The 16753-nt window shown below is 62.3% G+C and carries 19 protein-coding genes, 1 tRNA gene and 1 other RNA gene; 10 read left to right on the forward strand and 11 right to left on the reverse strand.

Going from position 1 to position 16753, the window contains the following annotated elements; translation table 11 throughout:
- Positions 1-61 precede the first annotated feature (61 nt).
- An RNA gene (rnpB, locus tag AMS69_RS05225) (RNase P RNA component) lies at positions 62-538 on the reverse strand.
- Between the two features lie 351 nt (positions 539-889).
- On the opposite strand from rnpB, the gene AMS69_RS02970 reads away from it, so the two are divergent.
- Complete coding sequence (locus AMS69_RS02970) at positions 890-1528, forward strand: hypothetical protein (protein WP_053966605.1); 639 nt, start codon at positions 890-892, stop codon at positions 1526-1528.
- A complete protein-coding gene (locus tag AMS69_RS02975) occupies positions 1525-2838 on the forward strand; it encodes a hypothetical protein (protein WP_053966606.1) in 1314 nt (437 codons plus the stop codon). Before AMS69_RS02970 ends, AMS69_RS02975 begins: the two co-directional genes overlap by 4 nt.
- Positions 2839-2861: 23 nt before the next feature.
- On the opposite strand, the gene AMS69_RS02980 is transcribed toward AMS69_RS02975, so the two are convergent.
- Together AMS69_RS02980 and AMS69_RS02985 are read right to left on the reverse strand one after the other, a co-directional pair.
- A complete protein-coding gene (locus AMS69_RS02980; RefSeq protein ID WP_053966607.1) occupies positions 2862-4625 on the reverse strand; it encodes a nitrite/sulfite reductase in 1764 nt (587 codons plus the stop codon).
- A 92-nt stretch (positions 4626-4717) separates the two neighbouring features.
- A complete protein-coding gene (locus tag AMS69_RS02985) occupies positions 4718-5059 on the reverse strand; it encodes a hypothetical protein (RefSeq protein WP_053966608.1) in 342 nt (113 codons plus the stop codon).
- A gap of 235 nt (positions 5060-5294) precedes the next feature.
- Here AMS69_RS02985 and AMS69_RS02990 point away from each other — a divergent pair, with 235 nt between their 5' ends.
- The 4 genes from AMS69_RS02990 to AMS69_RS03005 all read left to right on the forward strand — a co-directional run bounded on the left by AMS69_RS02990 (position 5295) and on the right by AMS69_RS03005 (position 7308).
- Positions 5295-5477: a hypothetical protein gene (locus AMS69_RS02990; RefSeq protein ID WP_053966609.1), complete on the forward strand. Its 183-nt coding sequence runs from the start codon at positions 5295-5297 to the stop codon at positions 5475-5477.
- Between the two features lie 120 nt (positions 5478-5597).
- Positions 5598-6275 (forward strand): DUF7119 family protein, encoded by a 678-nt coding sequence (locus tag AMS69_RS02995; RefSeq protein ID WP_053966610.1) that lies wholly within the window; start codon positions 5598-5600, stop codon positions 6273-6275.
- 34 nt (positions 6276-6309) lie between these two features.
- Positions 6310-6383: transfer RNA gene (locus tag AMS69_RS03000), tRNA-Lys, on the forward strand.
- A 697-nt stretch (positions 6384-7080) separates the two neighbouring features.
- A complete protein-coding gene (locus AMS69_RS03005; protein ID WP_053966611.1) occupies positions 7081-7308 on the forward strand; it encodes a hypothetical protein in 228 nt (75 codons plus the stop codon).
- A 34-nt stretch (positions 7309-7342) separates the two neighbouring features.
- Here the strand turns inward: AMS69_RS03005 and AMS69_RS03010 are convergent, their stop codons facing one another.
- The 4 genes from AMS69_RS03010 to AMS69_RS03025 form a co-directional block, all read right to left on the reverse strand.
- Complete coding sequence (locus AMS69_RS03010; RefSeq protein WP_053966612.1) at positions 7343-8212, reverse strand: hypothetical protein; 870 nt, start codon at positions 8210-8212, stop codon at positions 7343-7345.
- A gap of 110 nt (positions 8213-8322) precedes the next feature.
- On the reverse strand, positions 8323-8655 hold the full coding sequence (locus tag AMS69_RS03015; RefSeq protein ID WP_053966613.1) for a hypothetical protein: 333 nt from the start codon (positions 8653-8655) through the stop codon (positions 8323-8325).
- Positions 8656-8703: 48 nt separating this feature from the next.
- The gene (locus AMS69_RS03020) at positions 8704-8883 is read right to left on the reverse strand and encodes a hypothetical protein (protein WP_004518239.1); all 180 of its coding nucleotides are present in this window, start codon (positions 8881-8883) and stop codon (positions 8704-8706) included.
- A 112-nt stretch (positions 8884-8995) separates the two neighbouring features.
- On the reverse strand, positions 8996-9304 hold the full coding sequence (locus tag AMS69_RS03025) for a hypothetical protein (protein WP_053966614.1): 309 nt from the start codon (positions 9302-9304) through the stop codon (positions 8996-8998).
- Between the two features lie 79 nt (positions 9305-9383).
- Between AMS69_RS03025 and AMS69_RS03030 the strand changes: the two genes are divergently transcribed.
- Positions 9384-9797, forward strand: coding sequence for a hypothetical protein (locus AMS69_RS03030; RefSeq protein ID WP_053966615.1), 414 nt, complete (start codon positions 9384-9386; stop codon positions 9795-9797).
- A gap of 157 nt (positions 9798-9954) precedes the next feature.
- Positions 9955-11100 (forward strand): signal peptidase I, encoded by a 1146-nt coding sequence (locus AMS69_RS03035; protein ID WP_053966616.1) that lies wholly within the window; start codon positions 9955-9957, stop codon positions 11098-11100.
- Positions 11101-11108: 8 nt separating this feature from the next.
- On the opposite strand, the gene AMS69_RS03040 is transcribed toward AMS69_RS03035, so the two are convergent.
- The 3 genes from AMS69_RS03040 to AMS69_RS03050 form a co-directional block, all read right to left on the reverse strand.
- Complete coding sequence (locus AMS69_RS03040) at positions 11109-12248, reverse strand: LamG domain-containing protein (protein WP_053966617.1); 1140 nt, start codon at positions 12246-12248, stop codon at positions 11109-11111.
- Entirely contained in the window at positions 12245-12805 is a 561-nt protein-coding gene (locus AMS69_RS03045; protein ID WP_053966618.1) for a DUF7344 domain-containing protein, read from the reverse strand. Before AMS69_RS03045 ends, AMS69_RS03040 begins: the two co-directional genes overlap by 4 nt.
- 156 nt (positions 12806-12961) lie before the next feature.
- Positions 12962-13594, reverse strand: a complete 633-nt coding sequence (locus AMS69_RS03050; protein ID WP_053966619.1) for a hypothetical protein — start codon at positions 13592-13594, stop codon at positions 12962-12964.
- A 163-nt stretch (positions 13595-13757) separates the two neighbouring features.
- Between AMS69_RS03050 and AMS69_RS03055 the strand changes: the two genes are divergently transcribed.
- Both AMS69_RS03055 and AMS69_RS03060 read left to right on the forward strand, forming a co-directional pair.
- Positions 13758-14285 (forward strand): hypothetical protein, encoded by a 528-nt coding sequence (locus tag AMS69_RS03055; protein WP_202904508.1) that lies wholly within the window; start codon positions 13758-13760, stop codon positions 14283-14285.
- A 92-nt stretch (positions 14286-14377) separates the two neighbouring features.
- Positions 14378-15562, forward strand: a complete 1185-nt coding sequence (locus AMS69_RS03060; protein ID WP_077067747.1) for a hypothetical protein — start codon at positions 14378-14380, stop codon at positions 15560-15562.
- A gap of 10 nt (positions 15563-15572) precedes the next feature.
- Here AMS69_RS03060 and AMS69_RS03065 read toward each other — a convergent pair whose 3' ends face one another.
- Positions 15573-16685 carry a DUF5305 family protein gene (locus tag AMS69_RS03065; RefSeq protein WP_053966622.1) on the reverse strand — a complete coding sequence of 371 codons (1113 nt, stop codon included), beginning with the start codon at positions 16683-16685 and terminating at the stop codon, positions 15573-15575.
- Positions 16686-16753: the final 68 nt, after the last annotated feature.

Genomic DNA, 16753 nt, shown 5'->3' on the forward strand with positions numbered 1-16753 from the left:
ACTCTGGCCTGTGGCCGGCGCGGGCTTGTAACCATCGAACCCGTCGCTCAAAGGCTAACGTGGCTGCGGGGAGTAAGCCCCCTTCTGTTCGGGCCAGCATTCGGCTGAGCGGCCACGTCCAGCGCTTGCGCGCGGCGTCGGACTACCTGTCGACGCGGCCTTGCACCGGTGAGGTTTCGCCGTTCCATCGGTCCGTCGCCGGGAGCGTGGGGCGCGTCAGCGGCCCACGGAATGCGTGGGGCATCTGCGGCCCACGTGTGGAGCACGAATGTGGTCCACAGCTGTGCGCCCCGGAGTCACCGGGTCGCGACTGCCCTCGGTGGGTTACCTCTCCCTCGCTTTGGCCGCGTGCCCCACCATCAGGTGGGCCACGACCGGCCTCGCTCGGGATTCGCACACCTCATCGGTCCGGCGACGACGTGTCGTTGCTGTTCCAGAGCCGACGGTCTCCCGCCCCGGACTTGCGCCCGGTCACCTGTCCGACAGGTGGGGGGACTTTCCTCATGGCTTGCGCCACGGGAGCCGGCCTCCCGCTGCCACCGATAGGTACGCCAGTGTCGCCGATAAGGCTTACCAACGACCTTTTGCTGCGGGGGGCGTCCTCGGCCGTGGACCGGCCTGTGGGCACCCCGCTTGCGGAACCGTGGTCTCGTTGAGCGGCGCGAAGCAAGGCTCGAAAGACGGGCAAGGCGAGTCTTTCGGTGGAGAAAAAGCGCGAATCGCCTCGCAGTTCGCGGGCAACTGCGCCGTCGGCGCAGTATGCACGGCGCGGGCCTGCCTTTCCCCGACGCCAGCGACGAGCCGCTGGCGCGGCCGCACTGTGGTGACGGGAGACAGTCGCGGAGTCCGCCTCCACAAGACGTTTTATCGAAGCCACGGCACAGCCACTATGACCGATTGGTGCCGTAGACGCCTCCTCACAGCGGCGGCGGCCGGACTGGCCGCCGTCGCCGGCTGCACCACGACCGACGACCCACCGCCGTCGCCGGGGCTCGACCGCCGCCCCGTCAACGGCTACGAGGTCGAACAGGTCAGAAACACCGACGCAGTCCCACTGTTCACCCGGGAGTCGTTCCCCACGGCGACGAGCGATGGCGAGGGCACGGGTCGACCAGCCGGGAGCTACGACTACGCGTACGTGGTCTCGGAAGCGTATCTGGACGACCTCACCTTTGCGGCAGTGTCCGAGGCTCAGCGCCTCCGGTCGTTCGCCGCCGACACCGACTTCGAGACAGAGTCTGTGTATCTCTTTACTACGCCGGTCGGTGCGTGTTACGACGTGCATATCGAGGCTATCACGCTCGACCCCGACGACGACCCGCACGGCGACTTCTGTCGGACGCTCCGGCCTGCGGATGTGGCCTGCGATGACGGCGAGTACGATACCGTCGGCTACGCGATCCGGCTTCCGGTGACCCGCGAACGGACGAGCGGCCACGGCGGCGGGATGTCGAGTTCCTGCCGCCGGGCCCCGTCACAGGTCGCCTTCGACGCCAAGCTGACGCCACACGGGAGTGAGGAGGAATGAGAGAGACGACCCGCCGCGGCCTGCTGGCCACCTGCGGCGCGGGGCTGGTCGGCCTGACCGGCTGTTCGGGGTTGTCACCCTTCGGCGAGCGCGAGGAGCGCGTCGACACCGGACGGCTGGACGGCGACCTCGCGACGGTCGCGCTGCCGGGGTCGCCGTACCCGATTTCAGTCCCGGCCTCGCTCGGAGAGCGACACCGCAAGCGGGGCCGCGAACTGCTCGACGGCGTGCCCGACTCGCCATCGATTCCCAACGCCGCTGTGGCGCAGAAACTCCGGGAGGAGCGCGACCGGGCCGGGGACTCGCTGGAAGCGGACAGCGACCGCGAGGCGTGGCCGCTGGACCGTCTCGACAGCTACCGGTACGACCGGAGCAAGGCCGCGAGCGTGCGGTCGGCGTACCGCGCCGCCACAGGCAAAGACGACGGCGACCGCCTTCGCGAGTACCGGCGCACGGTCGCCACGACCCGCTCGACGTTCGCGGGAGAACTGGCCTACCGCGCGAACGGCCCGGTTGCAGCGGTGCTGGCTCACGAGCCGCTGGAAGGACTGCTCGCCGAGTGCCGCGAGGAACTCCAGCCGATGCCGCCGTATCCAGACGACCCGCGAGCCGAGCCCTTCCGGGCCGGCGACGCCGTCGGGACCGTCGAGCGGAGCGCGGCGGCACTCGCCGACGCGCGGCGGCTACACGAGCGCTACCTGCGCGCGGCGTCCGACCCCACGCCACAGTGGGACCAGGTCGCAGTCGCCGCCGAGTCTCTGGAGCGAACGCTCCGGTTCTCGCAGGATCGGGTCGAGGGGTACCGAGAACCCGATGCAGAGGTGTTCGAGCGGGACCTCGAAGGGACGACCGCGCGGCAACTGTACACTGACGCGGCCCGCGACCTCCGCATCCGGACCGAGGAGACGGAAGCAGCGGTCGACGACGCGGACTTCGCAGCCGCCGTCCTCAACGCCGCTCGGGGACTCGTCGCGCTGGAGGTGCTGACGGCCGTCGTCACAGGTATCCAGGAGGGCGAGTACCAAGGCGATGTGTCGCTGTCGACGGTCCGGTCGGGCGCAAAGGCGTCCGCCGCGGCCATCGAGTCGGCCCTCGATACCGAGCCGCGGGGCCTCGCAGTTCGGCTCTGTGAGCCGGCGCTGTTCACGCACCGCAGCGCAGTCCGGAGCGTCTCCCGGTACGACCCCAACGCCCCCGACCTACTCGCGGAGTTCCGGCAGGCGGAGCTGTTAGCCAGCGCGGTCCCCGAAGCAACCGCCTTCGTCGTCGAGCGCCTGCAGGTCGGCGACGCGACTCGCCGGGACAAGTGAAAATTGGAGAAGCGAGCGAGGACTCAGTCGTCGGACGGGAGCGGTTCGCCGGAGCCGTCGGTCGGCGCGGGCGAGGCCTGCATGTCGTCGTCTTCCGCGTAGGGGTACCACGTCATCTTCGTGTTGTGCATGTACGGGTCGTCGTAGTCCGTCTCTTCGGGTTCGACCATCTCGGCCAGCGTCTCCTCGTCGCGGTCCGCGACGAAGTCACGGAAGGTTTCGCCGCCCTCGCGGGCGTTCTTGAAGTTGTTGACGAGGTTCTTGATAGCGCCGGGCACTTCGTCGGCGGGGACGCGCATCTCCACCCAGTCGGCGAAGCGCGGGTCGTCGCCGAGGCCGCCGCCGAGGCCGATGTCGAGTGCCTCGACCGGCTCGCCGTCCTTGCGGGTCTTCATGCCGCGCAGGGACACGTCGGCAATCTGGGGCTGGGCACAGGAGGCCGTACAGCCCGAGAGGTGGATGTGGAAGTCCTTGTGGTCCTCGGGCAGTTCGACGTTGTCCTTGAGCCAGCGGGCGTACCGGACTTGGCGGTTCTTCGTCTCGACGATGGAGAGCGAGCAGTACTCCGTGCCCGTACAGGCGATGGAGCCGCGCATGAACGGCGACGGGTCCGGGGAGTAGTTCTCCAGCAGAGGCTCGCTGGTGAACTCGTCGAGGTTCTCCTCGGGCACGTCGGTGACGATGATGTTCTGGCGCTGGGTCAGGCGGACCTCGCCGGAGCCGTACTCGTCGGCGAGTTCGGCGAGTTCGAGCACGTCGTCGGCACCCATGCGGCCGACCAGCACGTTCAGGCCGACGTAGTAGTTGCCGTCCTTCTGCTCGTGAATCCCGACGTGGTCGTTGTGTCCGTCCTGGGACCCGGTGTTGTAGCTGTACTGGTCGCGCATGTCCTCGCCCGCAGTCGGGAGTTCGAAGTCGACGTACTCCTCCTGCAGGACCGAGCGCATCTTTTCCGGACCCCACTCGTCCATGAGGAACTTGATGCGGGCGTTGAAGCGGTCCTCGCGGTCGCCGTAGTCGCGGAAGAGCGCGGACATGCCGTGTGCCACGTCGGCGGCCTGCTCCGGCGGAACCCACACGTCGAGTTCGCGGGCGAGACGTGGCTCCTTGCGGGAGAGGCCGCCGCCGATGCGGACGTTGAAGCCGAGTTCGCCGTCCTTTTCGGCGGGCTCGAAGGCGAGGTCGTTGATGTCGCCCTGGCCACAGCCCTCGTCACAGCCGGCGATGGCGACTTTCCACTTGCGCGGGAGGTTCGAGTAGTCGTCGTTGCCTTTGAACGTCTCGTGGAGGTCCTCGGCGACGGGCCAGGCGTCGACGTGTTCGTGCTTGTCCTTGCCGGCGACCGGGCAGCCGACGATGTTGCGCCAGGAGTCACCGCAGGCCTGCTGGGTGCCGAGGCCGACGGCTTCGAGCTTCTCGAATATCTCCGGGATGTCCTCCAGCTTTATCCAGTGCAGTTGGATGGACTGGCGGGTCGTCCAGTCACAGTAGGCCTCGCCGAACTCGGGGTTGTCGACGGGACCGGTCGCGTACTCTTTCGCGATTTCGCCGATGACCTCAAGCTGGCCCGGCTTGATGACGCCGTTTGGCGTCCCGATACGCATCATGAAGTACGACTCCTGCCCGGAGCGCTGGTGGTACAGGCCCCACCACTTGAAGCGCTCGAACCACGCGTCGTGTTCGTCCTCCGGAATGGCGTCCCAGCCCTTCTCCGCGAACTCCATCAAATGCTCCCGTATCTCGTTGCCGTAAACCTCGTCTTTCCATTTCTCGACTTTACTGGGCATAGCTAATGTGTTCTCTCACAAGTCTCACAGACTTATACAACACACTTTGCCGTCAACCGTCTCCCCCACTCCCCGAAACAAGATATTATTGCCTATTCTACGGGGTGAGCAAGCCGGGTTCGTTTCTCCGGAAAATGAACGCTCTCGTGTACAACACCGTAGAACTCGCCGGAATCGGGGTCTACGACGCGACCGACGGTCAACCAGTCGGTGACGCCGCTCTCGCCACAGGCGATGCACTGTCCGGCTATTCGTGCCTGAATATCCGGATAATCCACGCCCACTTTCACGAACCCCTCGGCGAGGAAATCCGTCGTCTCACACCCACAGAAGCCGCTTCGGGCCAGCAGCCACAGGTCCGAGACGTTCACTTCCCGCGAGTCGTTGACGGAGATCCAGGCCCCGTCGTCGAGCTGGTGAACGTCAGTCGTCATTACATCTCATTAGATTCCCGAGACACCTGAGGCCATCGGCGGTCGCAAGTATCACCGCGGTCGGGTCGAATCCGTCGCAGTCGTGCGGTGACTGCATCAGATATAATGACCCACTATTTCCTGGGTTCTGTACGAGATGGGACCAAATGTTGCCTGTAAGTCGCAGTGCGGGTCAAGCTTACAGGAGAGTCTGTGTTTAAGATAATGGGGGCGTTACAGAGGAGTACGACACTACGTGGCGGCCACGCAGGTCGCTGCTGTGACTGAAACGATGACGAACGCACAACAGACCCACGACGATGACGCCGAACGCGAAGAGCCGACCACAGACCACCTCGATAACGTCGAGGACGGCTGCGGTTGCACAGAAATCTGGGAGCACATGAGCAAAGAGCGCGAGAGCGCATCTGACGACTGAGACAGACTGGGGACTGATTGCGCCGACACCGGGTCGGTGACAGCCGAGAATTACTTACAATAGCCTGTATGACACCCCTGTACGGGATACTTTTGTGCGGCGCTCCCCAAGCACGTATCGATGCCTGAGGGGCCCGACAACGACGTTCCATCGACCGACCGCGAATCACCGGTCGGTAAACCGGTCATCCGCGGGGATCCGGCACTCACTGGCCAGCGACCCGAGGAGGCCATCGAGTTCAATCCCGACGATCCCGAGAGTCTCGAACTCGCGGCCAGAACAGTCGAGAAGTTCTCCGAGAACACCGCCGGCGCCGACGACAACGTGTTCATTCTGCGGGGCGCGGCCGCGTGTGCAGCCCTAGTCCGTGGTGAGGGGTCCTACAAGGCCGCTGCCGAGCGGGCCGGCGGCGAGGCGTCGGTCTCGTTCATCCGCAAGTGGTCCCGCGTGCACGACCTCCCCCGGTCCGTGCGCATTCACGTCGCCAAGGGAGAGATTGCGCCGACGGCGGCCAAGCACATCGCCAGAGTCTCCGGCGAATCCCGCCTCCTACTGGCGTGGGCCGCCCTCGATCACGACCTCACTGTCCGCCAGATTCGATCCGTTGCCAGCAGCGTCAACGACGGCGCGTCCGTAGACGCGGCACTCGCCAGAAACGGATACGCGCTGGGTGAGATGCGGACACAACTCGGCCGCGACGCCTACTGTCGACTCCGCCGGCAGGCCGCACTCGACGGGGCATCCCCAGGGGAGGTCATCAGTGAGGCTATCGAATCGTACTTCCACGACGGACCGTAAGGTCTTAATCGCCGCTCCCCCGAGCGAATAGCGAGGGCCGGTAGCTCAGTTAGGCAGAGCGTCTGGCTTTTAACCAGATGGTCGGGGGTTCAACTCCCTCCCGGCCCGCTTCTACGACGAACGGATGTGAGGAGTGAAGCGGCCACGGAGGCGTTGAACCCTGGAAGGCACGCGCAGCGAACGGATGTGAGCGAGCATGTCTCCCTCCGGTTCAACTCCCTCCCGGCCCGTGCAACGAACTGACGAGCGCCGCGAGTCAGTGAGTGAACCGGCAGGAAAGAGTCGAATCCTGGAAGGCACGCACAGCGAACGAACGTGAGCGAGCATGTCTTCCTTCGGTTCAACTCCCTCCCGGCCCGTGCAACGAACTGACGAGCGCTGCGAGTCAGTGAGTGAACCGGCAGGAAAGAGTCGAATCCTGGAAGGCACGCACAGCGAACGAACGTGAGCGAGCATGTCTTCCTTCGGTTCAACTCCCTCCCGGCCCGTGCAACGAACTGACGAGCGCTGCGAGTCAGTGAGTGAACCGGCAGGAAAGAGTCGAATCCTGGAAGGCACGCACAGCGAACGAACGTGAGCGAGCATGTCTTCCTTCGGTTCAACTCCCTCCCGGCCCGCTTCTACGACGAACGGGCGTGCGGAGTGAAGCGGCTACCAAGGGTGTTGGATTACGCCACGAGCGAACGCAGTGAGTGAAGTGGCGGTGGTCCACCTCCCGCCCGGCATGCTTTCTCTGGACAAGCGGCGCGGCAGTGTCTAGTTCGAGACCGGTTCATTTACCACCGAGACAGCGAATGTCACCAGCATGGACGGAACGACCGGTACGGTTCAGCGCGTACTCACGCAACCGTTGCGCCTGCTAGGTGTCACTGTCGGTGTATTGCTCGTCGTCGCCACGCTCGCGGCGGTTGCCAGCACACCGTGGCAGACGCACGCCTCGATGGCAGCGGCGATTGTACAGATGGTCGCGGCGGTCCTGATGGGTGTACTCGGGATCGGTCTGGCGTACATCACCTGGGCAGCCGACGCGTAAGTCAGTCGTTAAAAACCGAAAACAGACGTCGTTGTTATCCGCGGACGGGCATATACGCCATCCCGAGCATCAGCACGGCCGCGATGCCCGAGAGTATCGAGACGCCCCAGAAACCGTTCTTGCGCTCGTGGAAGTAGTCCTGCTGGTCGAGCGTCGCCTGGTACTGGTCGTACTGCTGAATCGGGACGATTTGGACGGTGTGGTGGTCGGGGAAGTGGGTGAAGAACTGCTGCTCGTTCAGCGTGACGTTTCCACCCTCCGAAAGTTCGACTGTGTTTTCACGCGGGGCGAACCATTCGAGCGTCGCGCCGTCGGCGGTCACTTCGGAGATGGTGGTCTCCTGAGTGCCGCTGTCGGTCGCATACGGGTAGGTATCGCCGGGGGAGAACGTCACTGTCTCCGGCTCAGGGAGCCACTCGCTCAGTGGGACCTGCGTATTGTTCGACCGGTAGACCACGTACTCAGTCCCGTTCTGGGTTGCCAGCGTGTTCTTGACCGAGTCGTCCTCGGCGAGGAGCGCACTGACGTTGAGTTCTTCTTCGAGAGTCACCGTACTCTCGTTGCTGTCAGTGTGTACGCGGTAGGTGTCGTTCTGATACGTCGTCGTGGCATTGTGCTCTAACGTCGCAGTGTACTGTGACGACTCGTTGGTCCACGAGAGGTCAGCTGCCATACTGCCCCCGCCACCGCCGCCGTGGCCGCCACCGCCGCCGCCAGACATGTGGATGTTCGTGGCTGTGTATTCCGTTCCGTCGACAGTGAACGTACTCTCGTTGGTCAGTTCGGCGTCAGCGTCGAGCGACACCGTCGGCCGCTGACTCTCCGCGACGCCGATGTAGGCGTACGCAGCAACACTGATAACGAGGAAGAACGCGAAGTACGCCGCCGCGGCTCGTCGTTGCATATCAGGACGGTCAGTTGCCGCGCCGTTTAATGATTACTTTTCGAGCGCATTGGTACGCAGGTGACACGACCCGCTCGCTCCGGAACGACGGTGCCGATGTATCGCACCGGTTAGGCTGTCTCAGACTCGCCAGCGAGAACGTCGTAGCTGTCGAGCGTCCCTGCCATCGACGGGGCATCCGGGTCGTCTTTCCGCTGCGTACCGTAGTTCAGCCACACGCCGCTCGTGTAGCTGTACATCTCGAAGCCAGCGTCGGTCTCGACGACGATGTCTATGACTGCGTCCTCGGGGGCATCATCGAGAACGACAGCCGACCGAACGTCGTTGTCGTGGTGCATCACCCAGACTGCGACAGCGCCGTCGATGTCGTCCAGCAGGGCGCTGGCCTCCGCCGGTGAGAACGGGCGGTGGGGCCAGCCGTCGACGGGTTCTGGTTCATCCATACCGGTCAGACGGGCCGGAATGGCATCGGTGTTCCCCCGTTTTCCCGGTCAGTCGGCGAAGTAGCTGGTGAAAAAGCCGGAGAGGAACGACGAAACAGCGACGGCCATGGCCATATCAGTCAGGCTCCAGGGCGCGTCTTCGTCATCAGCCAGCCAGACAGTGATGGCGACGCTGACCACCAGCGAGACGATTCCGTTGAGGAGGTGCTTGCTCTTGAGCAGACTCATACGGCCCACTGTTGGTGTGGGATTCGTATAGAGATTGCCCCCAGAGCGGTGTTTGCTGACTGATACGGAGTCACCGAGTTAGCCACATGGACTGGGTCCAGCATTGTGACAGTTAGCCGTCACAGCAGACCGTGTAGCGAACGTCGGTCCGGACAAGCGATTCAACTCGCTCGGCTGCGCTATCGACGGTCTCGAACTGCCCCAACTTGCTCACGACCGCACCGTCCGCGCGTAACACGACTGTCCATCGGCATCCGTCCGGCCCATCGCGCTGTTCGAACACGAACTCGCGGTCGGGCAGTCGAGCGGTGATTGGGCTGTCAGTCGTGACCGTCCACGACACCCCATCATCGAGTGTGCGCTCCAGCGCCGTTTCGAGTCGTCGGGCGAGTCTGGCCATCGGTTCGTCCCGCGCGTCCATACAGGACCGTCGAGGTGGAGAAGTATAAGCCGTTGTGACACGACACAACGTTCAAACGGCCCAGACCCGTACAGTAGGTGTGACTCAGTCGCTTCTCGTCTACGACGGCAGTACCGACCTGTTCCGGCGCGCTGCCGAGACGGTAACCCGCTGTGCCACGGACATCACGCCGGTCCCCTGGGAATCCGACGCGATTCAGGCGTTCCTCCGGGCGCAGTTCGACGACCCACCGTTCGCGTTCATTCTGATCGAAGGCGAGTCCGTCCACGTCGGTGAAGCGGCTGTGAAGGAAGCGCTGGAAGGACTCGATGTCGCGGCCCCCGTCGCTCGGTTGGCCGAGCAGGTGTACCCCACCGCCGCCGCGCCGTTCGGGCGTCTCGTCCACGGCCAGGTCCCGGCCGATATCCACGGCACCTTTCCACTGGATAAGGCGGCGAAAGCACACATCGAGCCACTCCGGCAAGTCCACACGATCCCTGTCGAAACAGAGTAATCGAGACGGTCAGTAGTCTAACCCTGCCGCGCGGTCGACAGACGACAGCGCGTCGCGCCCAGAGACAGCACGCGCCGTTTTCGCACCGTGCCGATAACTGAGCGACCCACGCTCCGCTGTTCGGAGGGTTGAAAACCTGTGGCCGGCTACTGCAGGTATGCTGCGGCAGTCCGTCGAGGACGCGTTCACCCTGCTTGCTGTCCTCGTCGTCCTCTCTCTCGTTATCGGACAACTCCTCGGACAGCCGATCTTGCTTGGGTACGTGACATCCGGAAGTATGTCGCCGACGCTGAATACGGGTGACGCGTTTGTCGCCGTTCCTGCCCCCGTCGCTGGCGAAGTTGAGCCGGGGGACGTCATTGTGTTCGAAGCGGTTGAGCTACAGGGCGGCGGACTGACCACACACCGGGTTGTCGCAGAGACCGAAGAGGGGTACATCACGAAAGGAGACAACAACCCGTTCAGAGACCAGAGCGGCGGCGAACCGGTCGTCACTGACGACCGCGTCGTCGCGACAGCACTGCAGGTCAACGGACAGGTCGTCCGCCTCCCCGGCCTCGGGACCGCAATCAGCTCTGCTCGAACGGCGGCTGAAAGTGGATTGGTATTGGTTGGCGGCGCAAGCAACAGCGACCTGACGAGCGGGCAGGGGCTCAGTGGTCTGTTCATCTCTGTCGGCCTCGGGCTGTTTCTACTCGTCTTCGTCGACAGCGTCCGGGCCAGTGAGGAACGAACCAGAGACCGGACCCGGTCGCGCGATGGGGACGCGATCAACGGCTGGACGATCATACTCGCACTGGCAGTGTTGATTCTCGTTCCGGCAAACGCCGCGATGATCGCTCCGAGCGGCACACACAGCGTCACCATCGATAGTACGAGCGAAGATGTCACACCGGGCGAACCTGTCGAGAGCGAATTCACTGCCGAAAACGGCGGGCTGGTGACGATGCTCATCGTCCTCGAATCCGCAGACCCGGACGCGGCGATGGACCGTAACCGGCTTGTTGTCCAGCGCGGTGGGTCCGCAACGGCAACGCTGTCGGTGACCGCCCCACCGCCCGGCGAACAGGCGACCGTGACCGTCGAAGAGCATCGGTACTTTCTGTTAGCACCGCCGGGCGTCATCGCGGGACTGCACCGAATTCACCCGCTGGTGGCCATCGGAGCGTTCAATTTCCTAGTTCTGGGCAGCCTTGCAGCAGCAGTCGGGGCGACCTTCGGGTTCGGAACGGCGCGCAAGCGAAGCCGGAACCGATCGGTCCCACTGAAGCGGCAGATACGTCGCCTGCTCGGGCGTGAGTGATGGCGAGTTTAGCCGGTGATATTGCCGCCACCACCGCCTGCACCTGCTGTGCTTGAACTGTAGAGATTGCTCACCTGGTCGGCAGTGAGTGCGGCGTCGTATATTTTGGGTTCGTCCATGCCACCGTTGAATCCATAGATAGCGTTCCCGCCAGGATTGAGTCCTGAGCCGAGTCGAAGCGGTTGCGTGGACGCCTGCGCGTCGGGGAGTGAAAACGTCGGCCCCTTCTGAGTCCCATTGACGTACACCTTGTCCTGTGAACCGTGGGTCCAGACAACGTGTACCCACTGGTTCTCCGTCAGTGAGACACCCGTGAGCTTGTATTCGTCGGTGGTCTCGATGAGCAGTTCCCTGTCATCAGAGCCCTGCCAACCGCCACCGAACCCGAATTGGTAGCTATCGTCGCCACGGGAGTTCCATTTGCTGAACAGTCGTGTGAGGCCGCCCTGGGTTCGGGGGAATACCCAGGCAGAGAGCGAGAAGTCGTCGGTCAGGTCGAGCGTCTCGTCGTCGGGAACGGTAACAACATCGTCGCCATCGAAGTTCAGCACTTCGCCGCGGCCCTGCTGTGATGTCGCTACGTCGGGTTCAAAAAAGAGGTCCGAGCCTCCGCCAGGACGAAACTCACGCTCACCGTCGTTGCCAGCAGCCCATGCATCCGGAATATCTGTGCTGCTAACGTCCTCAAAGTGCCACCATGACACTCGTGGGTCGCGGCACTCGACTGAGAGCGGCCGGCTCAACTCGACACGCTTGTCGGGACCGGTCGCAGTGATGTCAAGAGCGGCAGTGGTCGTCCCTTCTGAATCACAGGAAAGCGTCGCTGTGACATCGCCGCTCTCGCCCGGCAGAAGCCTGTTCGGTGTCTGGATAGCCTCGAACGGGGGAGCGGAACCTGAACTGACGCTAATACTCGTGAGTTGCTGGTCGAAATTGTTGGTGAGCGTTGCCAGTGTCACCTGCTGGCCGTCCACACCACTGACCGAGCCGATGTCGACGCCAAGCAGCGCATCACTGTCACTGGCCGTCCCCAGGTTACTGGACCGCTTTGCGTCAATTGTAGTGACACCTGCTGTGTCGGCAGCAAGCAGGCCTGCACCGCTGGCGATGAACGCGAGTGCGCTGCGCCGGGTCCACTTTTTGCTCATTCCAGCAGCTCCGGTGGCTTATCGGCTGCCCCGAGTTGGAGCCGGCGAGTCTCCTTGACGTGGTACGCCGCAGAGACCAGGAATAGCAACGTAATCACTGTCGGCCACACGAGCGACGGAATAGACGGTGGGAAGACACCGACCCAGATAGCGACGACAAGCGCCAGCGAGACAGCAGCGAGTCCGAGATAGTACTCCGCCCACGGTATCGAATCCCCCGGCACAACATCGAGGTACACGTCGAGGCTATCAGCAGTATCGGTCAGCGTCACCGTGCCGTTGTCGTGCGTGATGACTCCTGCGCGTTCAAGCGTCGGGAGATGTGTCTGTTGCATCGACGTGTACACGCGGTGTCGCTCCGTGGACGTGATATCCTGAATACACTTGTCGTTTTCCCACGCAGCGACCTGCTCGGCAAGGTCAGAGAGTTCAGCACGCTCGTTCTCTTGCTTTATTGCGTGCAAAGCGTACCGACGTCGTTGATTGCTTAATATGTCGTATACGTCATCACGCGATAGCTGTCGCTTTTCCGTCCGGCTAACCCCCACCTGTCCCATGTTTCTGTTTAGACTGTACTACTTGATAGATTTTTTGTTCGTATTTGATTCTAAATGGTAAGTAACTGTGTTTTTTACGCTAGACATCCACCGCCAGGGACAGGCGTCTGCCGGCAGCGGGGTATGGTGAGGGAGCCGAACGACAGGTCCAACCCGTTATACTTCAGTGATTGTGATCGTCAGATCTTCAGTTTCCCGGGCACTATCGCCCGTTTCGAGGGTTGCAGAGAGATCAGAAACGGAGCCAGCAGACACATCTTCGCTGTAGGAATTCGTACTACCGCCAATTCCAGTAAGGAGACCGCTGGTAGTATCCAGATCGACGTTGAAATTCGTCCCGTTTCCGTCGTTGTTGACCAGTTTGAAGAACCCACTCGAATAGTCGTACGTGCTGTTTGGCATCAGCCGTTCGTCACTCCCGCCGCTATCAGAGGTGTCGTAGCCAAAGACGACAGACACATCGTTCGCGATGAGGCTTACGTAGTTCGTCGAGAGAGTTGTGCTGTCATCGGGGGTGAGAGAGTCACTGCTTGTCGGGAACAGCGTTGACGGATCTGTGATGAGATTACCATCGGTGTCGCGGAGTGCGACCTCGTCGGCGGATGCGTCAACAAGCACGTCAGTAAACTCGGTTGCAATCTCAGAGCCGTTGCCGTCAGCGCCGACGACGTTGACTTCAACCTCACGCGTTGCGCTGACGGAGCTGAATGCCCCAGAGCCAAACGCCGCCCCAGAGCCGATACCGACTGTCCCAATGAGACCGAGTACGCTTCGACGATTTAGTTTCATATTCGATTTACTCATCGAGAGGTTACCACTTACTATTTTGTTGCATTAACCCGGCTAAAGCACTCATTGAAGCCGCTAACGCTGTTCAGTACTAAGCCACTATGCCGTGAACTACCCTTCAATGAATCGGCGTGGCTTTCTGTTTAGTATTGGTGCAGCCAGTGTGGGGACTGGTGCAGTGTTTGGCTCCGGTGCGTTCACTTCTATCGAAGCAGACCGGAACGTCAATCTGCAAGTCACCGGCGATACCGGGTCAGCACAGGTGGGGTTTAGCCCGGGGACCGGTGCCACAGGCATCATTGGAACAGACTCGAACGAATCGGTTGACATCATCAAGTTTGAACAGACGGACCTCAACGAACGAGCGAAGACCAGCTTCGAGAACGCCTTGGAGGTCGACAACAACAGTGCGTCGAAGGTCACCCTCTACATCGATGATAGCACCACTGGCGTTGGGGACGACCCCACAAACAGTGAGGTTCTGGACTTTCGCGCGGGCAGCGCTGATGCATCGATTGTCGGTTCAGCTCAGGCTATCACGCTCGACCCCGACGGTGGGAGTTCGGACGGGGGCTACAGCGACACCGTGGAGATAGACATCGTCGTCGACCTCCGAGATGACGGTGTTGATGGCAGTACCCTCAGTAGTATCAGCGATGTGACTTTCATCGTCGAGGCGGTCCAGCAGTAAGTGAAACCCGATTCCGACACTGACTGTCGACCAACAGGTCCAGATACAGGCTCACACGAAGACACAACGTAGCCGGGGCAACACAAACACCTATGAATCGTACTCTCGTCGCCGTCATGGCAGCGGTCGTCCTCCTAGCAGGGACCGCTATGGCGACAGGTGCCTTCATTACCGGCGACGAAGTGGCACCCGACCGGAACTCCGGCATCTATCTGACCCCTGCCGACACCACAAACGGGGACCAGTACGCCGAATACGACGAGACAGGGCAGCTACGCATCAGTCTCTCGCCGGTACTCCCAAACGGCCAAACCCGTGTCGACGACCTGTTTGTCGTTGGCTTTGCGGGCTACGAGGGAAATAGTAGTGCTGCTGCCGTCAAGCTGGACAGCGAGCCGGAAACAGTTCGCATATACCGGATGGACACTGGCGCACGGGTCGCCGGTGATACCGTCTCGATACAGCCAGACGAATCAGTGCGCTTTGGGCTGGCAGTGACGCCAGCGGAACGCAACTTCACCGGAACAGTATCCATCACCGTCCCTGTTCCCGAACAGCAGTCAACCGAAGGCGACGAGAGCGCCGGAGGGGGCGGCGGTGGCGGCGGTGTATCACCCGGTGGCGATGGAGGCGGCGGGACGCAGGCCGGGAGCAATCCCGCAACGCCGACGCCAACGCCGGGAGACGATAGCTCGACGAACGGGACCGCAGGCGAGGACGGGAACGAGACTGGAACGCCCGCTGACGGGGGAAGCGATGGCAGCGGTACTGGCGTCGGGACACCGACCGAGACACCCACCGAAAGCGACGGAGAGACCGGAACCGTGGCCGGCGGTGGCGCTGGGCCCGCGCCGTCGAGACCCGAAGACCAACAGCCAGCCGAGCCGAGCGGATTCGCGCCCGACTTCGACCCGGCGTTCGGAATTAACTGGGGCTCGTGGGCGTTCATCGCTGGCCTGCTCGCTGTAGTGACGAACTACCTCGTGCAGACGCGATATCATGATGTCCTCCCGGTACTCCAGACACAACCGAGTGACCGCCGGCACCGGTTCCGCCGCGTCGCTGTCCGCGAAGCGGCAATCGGTTTTGCCGGAATCGTACTCACGGTGCTTGTCGTCTCAGCGGTTTCGAGCGCTGGCTTCGGCCCAGCCCCGCAACTGGTTGCCGCGCTCGCGTTCTCCGCTGCAGCCGGCACGGTGACCGGGTATCGATTGCTCCCAAAGCTCGATGCACCGCCCGAGCCGAACGCCACTGACGGCAGCGCGGAAAAGCAGTAAAACAGCTCACTCAGTCCGACGATTCAGCGTCACTATCTCCAGCAGTGACAGCAGCCCCGGGCTCTGGCGGAGGTTCGTACTGGAACAGTCGGTCGCCTGTGTACACGATGAGAGCAGAATCACTATCGGACTCGATGATACGCTCATCCGTGTCGATTGCAATATCCACGAGACCGACAAGCGAATCGACGGAAGTCGTCCAGATATCGTCGTCGACTGGATCAGCCCGGCCGACGGTTATCCACTCGTCGTACTCCTCGCGGGCAGACCTGTATACGAGCCACCGGCGCTCGGCGTCAGTTAGTGTGAGATAGTCGGTCGTGCGCCCGTAGACGAGGGCAGCAGCACAACCAAGGCCACCAAGGAGAAGTGCTGGGCCACCGAGCGTCCAGAGCGGTCCGTAGCTCTTCTCTACCTGTGTTTCGACAGTTTGCTCACCACTGTTCGTCACCGGGCCGGCGTTTTCGACACGATAACTGTTCTGGCTCGGAATAATCGGGAGGCGGTACGTGCGAACTGTGTCGACCGACTGCCCGTTCCGTGTTCCCGAGAGAGCAACCTGAGAGATCACCGCTATCTCCAGTCGGCCGGATGTCTGGCCGTGCTCCAAATCGATACGCCGAACAGTTTCAGCTGCGCGACTAACATTCAGCGAGAACGGAACGGACATACGCTCGTCCGCAGCCAGCGAGCGCTCAGTGTCTTGTGTCAGTGGGCGTTCTACCTCCCAGTAAACGAGCTCTCCGTTTTGCGTCGATTCGACGGATCGATACTGGACGAATACGTCAGCCGAGGCGGTGACGTCGCTTTCGTTGCTAGCGCTGTACGTGTATGCGAACGCGCCGTCCAGTACGGGAGCGACCTTTCGGAGATATACGGGCTGGTCTTCAAGCACTTCACCCTCAGGAAACGCTGAGGTACCGTTGCGAACTGTCGCATTGTGGGAAAACGACCCAGACGATTGCCACGACGACACCTGTCGCGTGGTTGTGTCCGTTCCCGGAGCAACATGCCCCGTATACGTGAGATATCCCCCAGTCGCAGCGATGGCAACCAGACAAATCAGTACCAGTTCGTAGTTGTCGACGACTGTTCGCCGTGTTTCCCGTCCCAACAACCCCATTGCAACTGTAATACTGGTGCCGACAAATAAGAGTTGATACCAAATCAGCAGCGCATCTGTGACTCTAC

Source organism: Haloarcula rubripromontorii (genome assembly GCF_001280425.1).
Taxonomy (GTDB): Archaea; Halobacteriota; Halobacteria; order Halobacteriales; family Haloarculaceae; genus Haloarcula; species Haloarcula rubripromontorii.